This is a genomic window from Streptomyces odonnellii, from assembly GCF_000981895.1.
Taxonomy (GTDB): Bacteria; Actinomycetota; Actinomycetes; order Streptomycetales; family Streptomycetaceae; genus Streptomyces; species Streptomyces odonnellii.
Map to the genome: position 1 here is coordinate 18,946 of NZ_LATD01000126.1, position 12,547 is coordinate 31,492.

Below are 12,547 nucleotides of genomic sequence, written 5' to 3' on the forward strand. Positions count from 1 at the left end.
CGTCCTAAGGTCACGGATATGCGGCTCATTCAGCGGAACCCTCAACTCTCGGCCTATCTCCCCGCCGACGAGGCCATCGATCACCGGCACCCGCTGGTACGGGAGACCGCGGCCGGCCTCCGTGCGACCAATCATGACGCATACTCATACGCCAAGGCGGCCTATGAATTCGTCCGCGACACCATCCCGCACTCCGGCGACGCGGACGATCCGCGGGTCACCTGGCGTGCCTCGGACGTCCTCGCCCGGCGCACCGGCATCTGCCACGCCAAGGCGCACGCCCTGGCCGCGCTGCTGAGGGCGGAGTCCATCCCCGCCGCCCTCTGCTATCAGCGGCTCGCCGACGACGACGGGACGAACCTCGTTGTCCATGGCCTGGTCGCGGTCAGGCTGCCGGGGCGGGAGCACTGGGCCCGGCAGGACCCGCGCGGCAACAAGCCGGGCGTGGACGCGCGGTTCTCGCTGGAGGGGGAGCAGCTGGCCTGGGCTGTGCGGCCGCAGTGCAATGAGGTGGACTATGCGGTGTTGTATGATGCACCGCATCCGGTTGTGCTGAGCGCGTTGCGTGGCGCTGCCGACCGGACGGATCTCTGGCGGAAGCTCCCTGCCGCCCTCTGACAACCGCACCCGACCCTCCGACCGTCGTATCCGACCCTTTGTGACAGCCGCATCCGAAGCCGCACCCGAAAGTCCTGAGGCAGCACAGACCATGACCCTGACGCTCACCGTGTCCGACGAGGTGCGTGACCTCGCGCCCGGATTCACCCATCTCGTCGTCGAGGCCCACGGCCTGGTCAACGGGCCCAGCAACGCGGACAGTTCGGCGCTGCTGGACGACGCGGTGCGGCGGCTCGCCGCGCGGCTGGGCGGGCGGGCGCCGCACGAGGATCCGCATCTGGCCGCCTGGCGCGCGGTCTACAGCGCCTTCGGGGCCAAGCCGTCCCGTACCCGCAACTCCGCCGAGGCCCTCGCCAAGCGCGCCCTGTCCGAGGCCGGGCTGCCGCGGATCAATCTGCTCGTCGATCTCTACAACGCCGTGAGCGTCGCGCATCTCGTCCCGGTCGGCGGCGAGGACACGGACCGTATCGTCGGCGGAATGCGGCTCGTACGGGCCACCGGCGACGAGCCGTTCGTGACGGCGGCCGGGGGTGAGCCGGTGGTGGAGCACCCCGAGCCCGGCGAGGTGGTCTGGCGCGACGACGAAGGCGTGACGTGCCGGCGCTGGAACTGGCGCCAGGGCGTCCGCACCCGGCTGACCGAGGAGTCCGTGAACGCGGTCTTCCTGCTGGAGCGCCTCGCGCCCATGGCATCCGCCGAACTCGACGCCGCGGGCGCGGAATTGGCCGAATCCCTGGAGAAGCTGAGCCCCGGAGCACGGATCACGGTCCACCCGGCCCGCTGACACCCCGGCCCATAGACACCCGGCCGGGCCCTGCCTGGCCGAACTGCCAACTCCCGTCGGTGGAGAGACGTTTCGGCCGCAGCGGTCCTAGCGGGTCTCCAACTCGCGGGCCTCGGCCGGCGTCGGCGCCGTACCGCCCAGATGCGTCGGCACCCACCAGGTGTCGTGCGCGTCCCTGGGCCGTACCGGATACGCCCGCTGCGCCGCCTCCAGCAGCTCCTGCACGCGCTCCCGCAGCCGCCGGGTGATCGCGCCCGCGTACTGGTCCGCCGCCGCCTCCACCTGCTCGCCCACCCGGATCGTCACCGGAAAGTGGCTGCGCCGGAAATTGCGCGGGCGGCCCTTCGTCCACACCCGCTGCGTACCCCACAGCGCCATCGGGATCAGCGGCACCCCGGCCTCCTGCGCCAGCCGCGCCGCCCCCGACTTGAAGCTCTTCAGCGTGAACGACTGGGAAATGGTCGCCTCGGGGAAGACCCCCACGATCTCCCCGGAGCGCAACGAGTCCAGTGCGTGCGAATAGGCCTGCTCGCCCTGCTTGCGGTCGACCGGGATGTGCTTCATCCCGCGCATCAGGGGCCCCGAGATCCGGTGCCGGAAGACCGACTCCTTCGCCATGAAGCGCACCAGACGCTTCTGCGGCAGCGCCGCGAGGCCGGTGAAGATGAAGTCCAGATAGCTGATGTGGTTACTGACGAGCACGGCGCCCCCGGCGCTCGGAATGTGCTCCGAACCCTGCGTGTCGATCTTCAGGTCCAGCGCCTTGAACATCGTGCGGGCGACGCCGATGACCGGTCGATAGACGAACTCTGCCATCTGGATGGGACCCTTCTGTTCCGGGGAGGGTTCTCCCGGCGGAAGTTACGCAGCCGTAGGTTTTCGGCATTGCGCCGATGGTGCCCCATACGCGGCCCCGTGGCCAGTCCTGGTCTGCGCGTACGGCGAGATTCTCGTCACGTCAGCGCAGCCCGAAGTTGGCCCGCCGTACCAACAGATACATCTCGCACCCGAGGCAGTAGGCGAACGCCGCGTTGAGGAAGGCGGCGGCGAGCGCGCAGCCGGTCGCGGCCAGGGCCAGCCACGACGGTCCCCAGAGGTACCCGGCGAGACCGGCCAGCGCGAAGACCAGCCCGACCGTCTGGGCGAACCGCGGCGGCTCCGGCGACTCGAACTCCACCGCCGGCCCAATCCGGGGGCGTACGGCCGTACGGAACAGCCAGCCGTACGGCGAGCGCTGCACCCCGGCCACCGCGCCCACAGCGAAGCACAGCGTCTGCCAGGCGAGCAGCGCGCCGCTCCCGGTGATCAGCACCACGGCGAGTACGAGAGTCGTGACGGCCGCTCCGAACCGCGGCCCCCTGACGTCGATGTCCTTGTTCATGACGCCAGCATCCCCTGCCGGGGCCGCCGTGCGGCCCGGGAATATTTTGCGGTTGTGTGAACGCTGATACCGCGGTCAGGAGAGGGCGAAGGGGGCGGGATGACCGGACTGGTGGTGTGCGCGGCGGTGCTCGCCCTGGCAGGCGCCTTCGGACTGCTGCGCCGTCGCGTCGACGGGAGGCTGCGGATGCGGGTGAAGGACGGCGAAAGGCGGCTCGGCGCGGCCGAGTTGGGTGCGGAGCTGGGGGAGCGGGCCACGCTCGTCCAGTTCTCCAGCGCCTTCTGCCAGCCCTGCCGGGCGACCAGACGCGTACTCGGCGAGGTGGCGGACATGGTCGACGGGGTCTCCCATGTCGAACTCGACGCCGAGCAGCGGCTGGAGCTGGTACGCGAACTGGGCATCCTCAAGACCCCCACGGTCCTGGTCCTCGACGCCGCAGGCCGCATCGTGAGAAGAGCGGCCGGACAGCCCCGCAAGGCCGATGTGATCGCCGCGCTGGGAGAGGCGGTGTGAGCCACGTACTTGACTGCGCGCGGCACGTATCGTCACTCTGACGAGGTGCCCCCAGAACTCCTTCTCCATGGGCGGGTCCATGTCGATCTGGCCCGCAACGCGAGTGCGCGCTGTCCGGGTTGCTGAGCAGCCACGGACCCCGTTCGTATCTCCCGCAGAAGGACAACTCGATGACGGCGACGCCTGATCTCGGCACTCCTCAGCTTGCCTCTCCCGATCTGCTCCGCTCCGTCTTCCGGCGGCACGCCGCCGGAGTCGCGGTGATCACCGTCCGCGGCGACCGCCCGGCCGGATTCACCGCCACCTCCCTCAACTCCGTGGCCGCGGAGCCTCCGTTGGTCTCCTTCGGCGTGGGCGTCTCGTCCTCCACCTGGCCGGTCCTCGCCGAGGCGAGCCATGTCGGCGTCCATGTCCTCGGCGAGCACCAGCGGGAGCTGGCCGCCACCTTCGCGCGCAGCGGCGCGGACCGCTTCGCGCCGCCCACGGCCTGGCGCGAGGGCCCCGAGGGCGTACCGGTGCTGGACGGCGTCCTGGCGTGGCTGGTGTGCCGGGTGGTCACGCTCGTACCCGCCGGGGACCACCGTCTGGTGATCGCCCAGGCCGTCGCCGGCGACCCGGCGGGGCCCGGCAGGCCGCTCCTCTACCACCAGGGCCGCTTCAACGCGCTGCGCGACTGAGTTCCGGGCACGGGGAGGGCGGTACGCCGACGGATCCTCCCCGCGCCGGCGTCGGCAAGCTCACAGTTATAAGCGCTTGCTCAGCGGGCATGCTCCGACTGTACTGGCGAGTAATATTTACTGCGGTCCGCCGGTCCCCCGACCGGAAACCGCCCGATGAGGCGCCTATGCTGCGTGCAACAAGGCAGCCCGGAAATGACGATGCAGTAGGAGAGCCGGCGTGAGCTTGAGGATCGTTGTCTGTGTGAAGTACGTGCCCGACGCCACCGGCGACCGGCACTTCGCCGATGACCTGACCGTCGACCGCGACGACGTGGACGGTCTGCTGTCGGAGCTGGACGAGTACGCGGTCGAGCAGGCGCTGCAGATCGCGGACGACTTCGACGGCGACGGCGACGCGGAGATCACCGTGCTGACCGTCGGTCCCGAGGACGCCAAGGACGCGCTGCGCAAGGCCCTCTCCATGGGCGCCGACAAGGCCGTCCACGTCGAGGACGACGATCTGCACGGTACCGATGTCATGGGCACCTCGCTGGTGCTCGCCAAGGCCATCGAGAAGACCGGATACGACCTGGTCATCTGCGGTATGGCCTCCACGGACGGCACCATGGGCGTACTGCCCGCGATCCTGGCCGAGCGGCTCGGCGTTCCGCAGGTCACCCTGCTGTCCGAGGTCTCGGTCGAGGACGGCACCGTCAAGGGCCGCCGGGACGGCGACACGGCGAGTGAGTTGCTGGAGGCGTCCCTGCCGGCTGTCGTGTCGGTGACGGACCAGTCGGGCGAGGCGCGCTACCCGTCCTTCAAGGGCATCATGGCCGCCAAGAAGAAGCCGGTGCAGTCGCTGGACCTGGAGGACCTGGAGATCGACGCCGACGAGGTCGGCCTCGCGGGGGCCTGGACCGCGGTCGACTCCGCCGCGGAGCGCCCGGCCCGTACGGCGGGCACGATCGTCAAGGACGAGGGCGAGGGCGGCAAGCGGCTCGCCGAGTTCCTCGCGAGCCAGAAGTTCATCTGAGGCCCGCGCCCCGCGTGCGGCCCGACGGTCCGCGCGGTGTCCCGAGGGCTCGTACGGAGCCCGGACCGCCCCCTCCCGTTTCCTCGTTTCCGCAGGAGAGCAATCCCATGGCTGAAGTTCTTGTTTATGTCGACCACGTGGACGGTGCCGTCCGCAAGCCCACTCTGGAACTGCTGACGCTGGCGCGGCGGATCGGCGAGCCGGTGGCCGTGGCGCTGGGCGCGGGTGCGGGGGACACCGTGCCCGCGCTGGCCGAGCACGGTGCGGTCAGGGTCCTGACCGCCGACGCCCCCGAGTTCGCCGACTACCTGGTTGTCCCGAAGGTGGACGCGGTGCAGGCCGCGTACGACGCCGTGTCGCCGGCTGCTGTTCTGTTCCCGTCCTCGGCGGAGGGCAAGGAGGTCGCGGCGCGGCTGGCGGTGCGTACCGGCTCGGGTCTGATCACCGACGCCATCGACGTGGAGGCGGGTGAGGGGGGTCCGGTGGCGACGCAGTCGGTGTTCGCGGCGGCGTTCACGACCAGGTCCCGGGTGTCCAGGGGTGTTCCGGTGATCACGGTGAAGCCGAACTCGGCCCCGGTCGAGCCCGCCCCGGCCGCGGGCGCTGTCGAGGCCCTGTCCGTGACTTTCGGTGAGAAGTCGACCGGTACGAAGGTGGTCTCGCGCACTCCGCGTACGTCGACGGGGCGTCCGGAGCTGACCGAGGCGGCGATCGTGGTCTCGGGTGGCCGTGGGGTCAACGGCGCGGAGAACTTCGCGATCATCGAGGCGCTGGCCGACTCCCTGGGCGCGGCCGTCGGCGCCTCGCGCGCCGCGGTCGACGCGGGCTGGTATCCGCACGCCAGCCAGGTGGGCCAGACGGGCAAGTCGGTTTCCCCGCAGCTCTACATCGCGTCGGGGATCTCGGGTGCGATCCAGCACCGGGCGGGGATGCAGACGTCGAAGACGATCGTGGCGGTCAACAAGGACGCGGAGGCGCCGATCTTCGACCTGGTCGACTACGGCGTCGTCGGCGACCTCTTCGAGGTCGTCCCGCAGCTCACCGAAGAGATCAAGACCCGCAAGGGCTGAGCGACGGACACAGTCCGTCCGTAGCCGCTGTTCGTACGGTCCCGGGGCCGCGTGGTGATCTCCACCGCGCGGCCCCGCGCCGTCCATGCCGCGCTGGTCACGCCGTCCATTGACGCGGATCGAGCGCGCCGACTACCGTCTTCAACGGATTGTTGATTCCGTGCGGCGGGAGCGCCGTCCGAGCGGAAACGCGGCGGGCGGCTGAAGGGCGTGGGCATGGGACGGCAGGAGAAGGTGGCCACGAGCCTCGCGGGCACGGTCGCCGCGGACATCGGCCGCTCCCTCGCGGCGGTCGACGCGGAGCTGGCCCGCCGCTACCCCGGCGACCCCGGCACCCGCCAGCCCGTCCACACCGTCTACGTCCCCGCCGACACCTTCGACGCCGGCACCATCCGCTCCTGGGGCGACCAGGCCCTGGCCGCGCTCGACGAACACGCCCCCGACGCCCGTACCCTCGCCCGCGTCCTCGGCCTCTCCGACGCCCTGGCCGGACCGGTGCACGAGCGCGTACGGGCCAAGCTGGAGCGCGAGCCGGTCGAGGACCTGCGGATCGACTTCGAGGACGGCTACGGTCCCCGCCCGGACGCCGATGAGGACGCGGACGCGGCGCGCGCCGCCCGGCTGGTCCACGAGGCGTACGGGAACGGCACCGCCGCCCCGTACATGGGCATCCGGATGAAGTGCCTGGAAGCCGCCGTACGGGACCGCTCCATCCGGACCCTCGACATCTTCCTCAGCGGACTGATGGAGGCGGGCGGTCTCCCCGCGGGACTGGTGCTCACCCTGCCCAAGGTCACCTACGCCGAGCAGGTCACCGCGATGGCGCGGCTGGCCGGGGAGTTCGAGAGGGCGCGCGGTCTGGAGCCCGGCCGGATCGGCTTCGAGATCCAGATCGAGACCAGTCAGTCGATCCTCGCCGCCGACGGGACCGCCACCGTCGCCCGGATGATCGGCGCCGCGGACGGCCGCGCCACCGCGCTGCACTACGGCACCTTCGACTACAGCGCCTGTGTCGGGGTCAGCGCCGCGTACCAGTCGAGCGACCATCCCGCCGCCGACCACGCCAAGGCCGTGATGCAGGTCGCCGCGGCGGGTACGGGCGTACGGGTCTGCGACGGGTCCACCAATGTCCTTCCGGTCGGCCCCACGGCCCAGGTCCACGAGGCCTGGCGGCTGCACTACGGGCTCACCCGGCGCGCCCTGGCCCGCGCCTACTACCAGGGCTGGGACATGCACCCGGGCCATCTGCCCACCCGGTACGCCGCCGTCTACGCCTTCTACCGCGAGGGGCTGGAGCCGGCCGCCGCGAGGCTGGCCGCGTACACCGCGAGGGCGGGCGGCGATGTACTGGACGAGCCCGCCACCGCGAAGGCGCTCAGCGGCCATCTTCTGCGCGGCCTGGACTGCGGTGCGCTCGATTCCGACGAGGTGTCGCGGCTCACCGGTCTGACCCGGGCCGATCTGGAGGCGTTCGCCGCCCCTGCGGCCCGGCCCTGAGGGACACACGGGCGGTTGCGCGGGTGGTGACTGCGAGCGGTCGCCCCGGCCGTTACGCCGACGGGCGGATCTCGCCCGAGCCGCGGGCGATCAGCCGGGTCGGCACCACCACCCGCGACGGCGCGTCCACCGCGCCGTCCAGCCGGCTGAAGAGCCGCTCGGCCGCCGTACGCCCCAGGGTCGCCGCGTCCTGGGCGATGACCGTGACACCGGGGTCCAGCAGATCGGCCAGTTCGATGTCGTCGAAGCCGACGAAGGCGACCGGACGGTGGTGCGCGGCCAGCACCCGTACGGCCGTCACCGTCACACGGTTGTTGCCCGCGAAGATCGCCGTGACCGGCTCCGGCCCCGCGAGCATCGCGGTCACGGCCTCGCGCACCCGCTCGGGAGCGGTCGTACCGAGCGAGACCCAGTCGTCGTGGATCTCCAGACCCGCCTCCGCCATCGCCGTGCGGTAGCCGCGCAGCCGCTCGATCGCGGTATGGATCCTGGGCTGGTCGCCGATGAAACCGATCCTGCGGTGGCCGTGCGCGATGAGATGCGCCGCGCCCGAACGGGCACCGCCGAAGCTGTCGGAGAGCACCGTGTCCGCGTCGATCCGGCCCGCCGGGCGGTCCACGAAGACGGTCGCCACTCCGGCCTTTATCTCGGGTTCCAGATAGCGGTGGTCGTGTCCGGCAGGGATCACGATCAGCCCGTCCACCCGGCGCGCGCAGAGCGCGAGCACCAACTCCTGCTCACGGTCCGGGTCTTCGGCGCTCGACCCGTTGATGAGCAGCGCGCCATGGGCGCGGGCCACCTCCTCGACCGCACGGTTCAGCGGCCCGTAGAAGGGGTCCGCCAGGTCTTCGAGCACCAGACCGATGCTGGCGGTACGGCCCTTGCGCAGCACCCGCGCCGAGTCGTTGCGGCGGAAACCCAGCGCCTCGATGGCCTCCTGCACCCGGCGCTCGGTGTCGGGCGTGACACCTGGCTCCGCGTTGACCACACGGGATACCGTCTTGAGCCCCACCCCGGCCCGCGCTGCCACGTCCTTCATCGTGGGCCGGGTACCGTAGCGGGGTTCGGGGCGGCGGGCGGTGTCTGCCACAGTGCGCTGTCCTGTCGTCGTTTTCTTCGGTTTCTCCGATGTTTCTCCGGCCGGTTTGCCGGGGGTTTGCCATCGGATGGCTGTGGCGTCGAGCATAGGCCCTGGACAACGTTGTCAGGTGAATGGAGACTGTTCAGCGAAGCCGCAGGTCCGTACATCCCCCCATACACGCGGGGATGCCTCATCCCCGGGAGATCCGACCCGATGCATACCGACTCCGTTGTCTCACTCGACATCGGCGGCACCAAGATCGCCGGAGCGCTGGTGGACGGAAGCGGCAGGATCCTCGTACGGGCACAGCGGCCCACCCCTGCGCGGGAGGACGGCGAGACGGTGATGCGGGCGGTCGAGGAGGTCCTCGCCGAGGTCTCCGCCTCGCCGCTCCGCGCGTCGGCCACGGCCGTGGGCATCGGCAGCGCGGGCCCGGTGGACGCCTCCGCCGGCACGGTGAGTCCGGTCAATGTGGTGGGACTGCACGGCTTTCCGCTGGTGGAGCGGGTACGGAGCGCCACCGGCGGACTGCCGGTGACCCTGGTCGGCGACGGGGTCGCGATGACCGCGGCGGAGCACTGGCAGGGCGCGGCCCGCGGCTATGACAACGCGTTGTGCATGGTGGTCTCCACCGGGGTCGGCGGCGGGCTCGTTCTGAACGGGCAGCTCCACCCGGGACCGACCGGCAACGCCGGGCACATCGGCCACATCTGTGTGGAACTCGACGGTGATCCCTGCCCGTGCGGCTCGCGCGGCTGTGTGGAACGTATCGCCAGTGGTCCGAACATCGCCCGCAGGGCGCTGGAGGACGGCTGGGAGCCGGGACCGGACGGTGACACCTCCGCGGCGGCGGTGGCCGCGGCGGCGCGGGCCGGGCACCCGGTCGCCACGGCGTCCTTCGAGCGGGCGGCCAAGGCGCTGGCCGCCGGGATCGCGGCGACGGCCACGCTGGTGGAGATCCGGATCGCCGTCATCGGCGGGGGAGTGGCGAACGCGGGCGAGGTGCTCTTCGCGCCCCTGCGCCGCTCGCTCCAGGACTACGCGACGCTCTCGTTCGTACAGTCCATCAAGATCGCCCCTGCTCTGACGGGTACGGACGCGGGTCTGGTGGGCGCTGCGGCCGCGGCCACGCTTGCTCGCCGGGACGGGGCGACGGCACCGGCGGCGGGCTGAGTCCGGGTCGGGATACGGTTTTCGGCCGGGTGTTGTCGAGCAGACCGGCACTCGGCCTCGACGGTGTGGCGCGCCGCGTGGTTTGCCGGTAGCGGCAATGCCCGTACCGCGACGGGAAGATGGGCGCGACGCGCGCCAACCGCCGTACGTGTGGGTCCGGTCCGGCGTACGGTCCGCGTCGCACCGACCGGACCCGACATTGAAAATCCCGCACCGACCTGGGCTTTCCAGGTTCCCCCAAGGTTGGCCCAAAGCCGCCCGGCCAGAGTCCTCGGCAGGGGGCGTGCCCGTCGGACCACGGCCGGACCAGCGGCGGTGTTCCGATGGGCCCGGGGGCCGGGGTCCGTACGCACAACGGCAACCACCGCGGGGCCGGAGCGAGTTCAGCTCCGCTCCGGCCGCCGGGCCACGAGCGGGGGGCGTGGCCCGGCGGAGCCAGGTGCGACACGTGCCCCGGCTCCAAACCGGACCTAGGGCGTGTCTTCAAAGTAGCGTCGTCCGCCCGAAGGGCGGGCCCGGCGGCGTCTGGTGCGTGCGATCGCAAGGCGGAGGGTCGTCCTTGTACTGGACGTACTTGGATGATCCCGACAACGCGGCGAGCGTGCGTGCCAGGCGTCGCCGGGCAGACGGGACTTTGAAGACACGCGCTAGTGCGTCGTCTGGCATGCCATGCGGCGGCTGCCCCGGAACTTCACGCACAGCTCGACCTCCGTGCCGGTGTGCGTGGTGGGCCAGCCATGGGTCAGGGCGCGGCCCGAGCGGGTGGCCAGGGCGCGGTCCACGAAACGGCCGTCGCGGAAGAGGGTCACCGGGCGGGCGGCGACATGCGCGGGCGGGTTGGTCCAGATCCCGGTCACCGCGTTCCGCCCGCCCTCGCCGTCGAGCCGGATGCAGATCTGCGGACCCGAGAAGTGATGCGTGCAGGCACTGCTGTCCGCCGCCGCGGGAGGCGCGGTCAGCGAGAGGGCGACGCCTGCCAGAGCGAGGGCCAGCGCACACCGCCGCCCCCGTCGAGGGCGTACGGATACGGCGGCCGGTGTGCCGGTCCTACGGCCGGGCTTGCGCATGTCGGGAGTTCTCCGGATCGTACGGTGCCCGGCTGCGAACCGGACCAGGACAACGCCCCGCACATATCGGGGCTCCACGGCCGAACACGGCCTGGGCCGCGTCTGCCACATGGCGTCGTCCGGCCGCAGCGCGCCAGACGGGATGTGGCGGACACGGCCTAAGGCGTGGATTCCGTCGCCTGTTGTGGAACGACCACGAGGAACACGTCCGAGTCGAGGTCCATCACGACCTCCGCCGGCGTTCCCTCATCCCTGCGCGCCCGCGCGAACTCCTCCGCGGGCCAGCTCCCGCGCGGCCCGCCCGCGGGGAATTTCTCCAGCACTGTCCGGCACATCGGGTACCCCCTTGTCACATCGAATTCCAACGATGTTCCTCGGGGAAGTGTTACGGCCCGGCACGGACATCGGTTCGTACAGTGGACGTTCCCGGCCTCGGTACGACATCGAACCGGCCACAGCTCGGCCACAGCACGCACGGTGAGCGCCCTGCCCGGCCTGGCGGGGGGTTTCCGGGGCAGGGTGTTGCGGGCAGTCCACTGGGGGCTACGGAAGAGGGGGAACCGTGATCGTCGTCTGGATCAACGGTGCGTTCGGAGCGGGCAAGACCAGTACCGCACGCGAACTGATCGACCTGATCCCGAACTGCACGCTGTACGACCCCGAGCTGATCGGCGGCGCGGTCGCGCGGCTCCTGCCGCCCAAGCGGCTCGCGGAGGTCGGCGACTACCAGGACCTGCCGGTCTGGCGGCGTCTGGTCGTCGACACCGCGGCGGCCCTGCTGGCCGATGTGGGCGGCACGCTCGTCGTACCCATGACCCTGATCCGGCAGGAGTACCGGGACGAGATCTTCGGCGGGCTCGCCTCCCGCCGTATCCCGGTACGCCATGTGCTGCTGGCAACAGACGAAACGATCCTGCGGGGGCGGATAGCGACTCGTGAGGCGATGGAGGACGATCCGGCGGGGAGCGGGCGGACCCGGCAGTGGTGCTACGACCACATCGAGCCCTTCCGCGCCGCGCTCGGCTGGCTGACCGGCGACGCCCATGTGATCGACAACACCGGTCTCACCGCACGCGAGACCGCCGTCACCGTCGCCGCCGCCGTGCAGACCGGCGAGGCCGGGATCTGCGAGATCGTCCAGACGCCCGAACCGACCGCCGAGACCCTCGCCGCCGGGGTGCTGCTCTTCGACGAGGAGGACCGGGTGCTGCTGGTGGATCCCACGTACAAGCCGGGCTGGGAGTTCCCCGGCGGGGTCGTGGAGGCCGGGGAGGCGCCCGCGCAGGCGGGGATACGGGAGGTCGCCGAGGAGCTGGGCATAGAGCTGACCGAGGTGCCCCGGCTGTTGGTGGTCGACTGGGAACCGCCCAGGCCACCGGGGTACGGCGGGCTGCGGTTGCTCTTCGACGGCGGCCGGCTGCCCGCGCGGCTGACGGGGAGACTCCTGCTGCCCGGGTCGGAGCTGAGAGCCTGGCGCTTCGTCCGCGAGGACGAGGCCGCGGGGCTCCTGCCGCCCGGCCGCTATCAGCGGCTGCGCTGGGCCCTGCGCGCACGCGAGCGCGGGAAGGTACTCAATCTGGAGGACGGCGTCCCGGTCGGCTGACGCGTCCGCGCCCGCCCCGAGTACGCCACCGCCCCACCCCCGAGTACGCCACGAGTACGACCTGTCCC

The 12,547-nt window shown here is 71.4% G+C and carries 14 protein-coding genes; 9 read left to right on the forward strand and 5 right to left on the reverse strand.

Going from position 1 to position 12,547, the window contains the following annotated elements; all coding sequences use genetic code 11:
- Window positions 1-18: 18 nt before the first annotated feature.
- Both WH07_RS13515 and WH07_RS13520 read left to right on the forward strand, forming a co-directional pair.
- Window positions 19-618 carry a transglutaminase domain-containing protein gene (locus WH07_RS13515; protein ID WP_046499935.1) on the forward strand — a complete coding sequence of 200 codons (600 nt, stop codon included), beginning with the start codon at window positions 19-21 and terminating at the stop codon, window positions 616-618.
- Window positions 619-709: 91 nt separating this feature from the next.
- Window positions 710-1,402: a B3/B4 domain-containing protein gene (locus tag WH07_RS13520; protein ID WP_046499937.1), complete on the forward strand. Its 693-nt coding sequence runs from the start codon at window positions 710-712 to the stop codon at window positions 1,400-1,402.
- Between the two features lie 87 nt (window positions 1,403-1,489).
- Here the strand turns inward: WH07_RS13520 and WH07_RS13525 are convergent, their stop codons facing one another.
- Both WH07_RS13525 and WH07_RS13530 read right to left on the reverse strand, forming a co-directional pair.
- Window positions 1,490-2,218 (reverse strand): lysophospholipid acyltransferase family protein, encoded by a 729-nt coding sequence (locus tag WH07_RS13525; RefSeq protein WP_046499939.1) that lies wholly within the window; start codon window positions 2,216-2,218, stop codon window positions 1,490-1,492.
- Between the two features lie 142 nt (window positions 2,219-2,360).
- Window positions 2,361-2,783, reverse strand: coding sequence for a DUF4395 domain-containing protein (locus WH07_RS13530; RefSeq protein ID WP_046499941.1), 423 nt, complete (start codon window positions 2,781-2,783; stop codon window positions 2,361-2,363).
- A 99-nt stretch (window positions 2,784-2,882) separates the two neighbouring features.
- On the opposite strand from WH07_RS13530, the gene WH07_RS13535 reads away from it, so the two are divergent.
- The 5 genes from WH07_RS13535 (at window position 2,883) to WH07_RS13555 (ending at window position 7,555) form a co-directional block, all read left to right on the forward strand.
- The gene (locus WH07_RS13535; protein WP_046499943.1) at window positions 2,883-3,296 is read left to right on the forward strand and encodes a TlpA family protein disulfide reductase; all 414 of its coding nucleotides are present in this window, start codon (window positions 2,883-2,885) and stop codon (window positions 3,294-3,296) included.
- Between the two features lie 170 nt (window positions 3,297-3,466).
- Window positions 3,467-3,973, forward strand: a complete 507-nt coding sequence (locus tag WH07_RS13540; RefSeq protein ID WP_046499945.1) for a flavin reductase family protein — start codon at window positions 3,467-3,469, stop codon at window positions 3,971-3,973.
- Window positions 3,974-4,193: 220 nt separating this feature from the next.
- Window positions 4,194-4,988: an electron transfer flavoprotein subunit beta/FixA family protein gene (locus WH07_RS13545; RefSeq protein ID WP_046499947.1), complete on the forward strand. Its 795-nt coding sequence runs from the start codon at window positions 4,194-4,196 to the stop codon at window positions 4,986-4,988.
- Window positions 4,989-5,095: 107 nt separating this feature from the next.
- Entirely contained in the window at window positions 5,096-6,058 is a 963-nt protein-coding gene (locus WH07_RS13550; protein ID WP_046499949.1) for an electron transfer flavoprotein subunit alpha/FixB family protein, read from the forward strand.
- Between the two features lie 216 nt (window positions 6,059-6,274).
- On the forward strand, window positions 6,275-7,555 hold the full coding sequence (locus WH07_RS13555; RefSeq protein WP_046499951.1) for a DUF6986 family protein: 1,281 nt from the start codon (window positions 6,275-6,277) through the stop codon (window positions 7,553-7,555).
- A 52-nt stretch (window positions 7,556-7,607) separates the two neighbouring features.
- Here WH07_RS13555 and WH07_RS13560 read toward each other — a convergent pair whose 3' ends face one another.
- A complete protein-coding gene (locus tag WH07_RS13560; protein WP_046499954.1) occupies window positions 7,608-8,645 on the reverse strand; it encodes a LacI family DNA-binding transcriptional regulator in 1,038 nt (345 codons plus the stop codon).
- Window positions 8,646-8,849: 204 nt separating this feature from the next.
- Here WH07_RS13560 and WH07_RS13565 point away from each other — a divergent pair, with 204 nt between their 5' ends.
- Entirely contained in the window at window positions 8,850-9,809 is a 960-nt protein-coding gene (locus tag WH07_RS13565) for an ROK family protein (RefSeq protein WP_046499956.1), read from the forward strand.
- Between the two features lie 647 nt (window positions 9,810-10,456).
- Here WH07_RS13565 and WH07_RS13570 read toward each other — a convergent pair.
- Together WH07_RS13570 and WH07_RS40335 are read right to left on the reverse strand one after the other, a co-directional pair.
- Window positions 10,457-10,876, reverse strand: coding sequence for a hypothetical protein (locus WH07_RS13570; RefSeq protein ID WP_046499958.1), 420 nt, complete (start codon window positions 10,874-10,876; stop codon window positions 10,457-10,459).
- Window positions 10,877-11,034: 158 nt separating this feature from the next.
- Entirely contained in the window at window positions 11,035-11,211 is a 177-nt protein-coding gene (locus WH07_RS40335; protein WP_198533799.1) for a hypothetical protein, read from the reverse strand.
- 227 nt (window positions 11,212-11,438) lie between these two features.
- On the opposite strand from WH07_RS40335, the gene WH07_RS13580 reads away from it, so the two are divergent.
- Complete coding sequence (locus WH07_RS13580) at window positions 11,439-12,479, forward strand: NUDIX hydrolase (protein WP_046499964.1); 1,041 nt, start codon at window positions 11,439-11,441, stop codon at window positions 12,477-12,479.
- Window positions 12,480-12,547 lie beyond the last annotated feature (68 nt).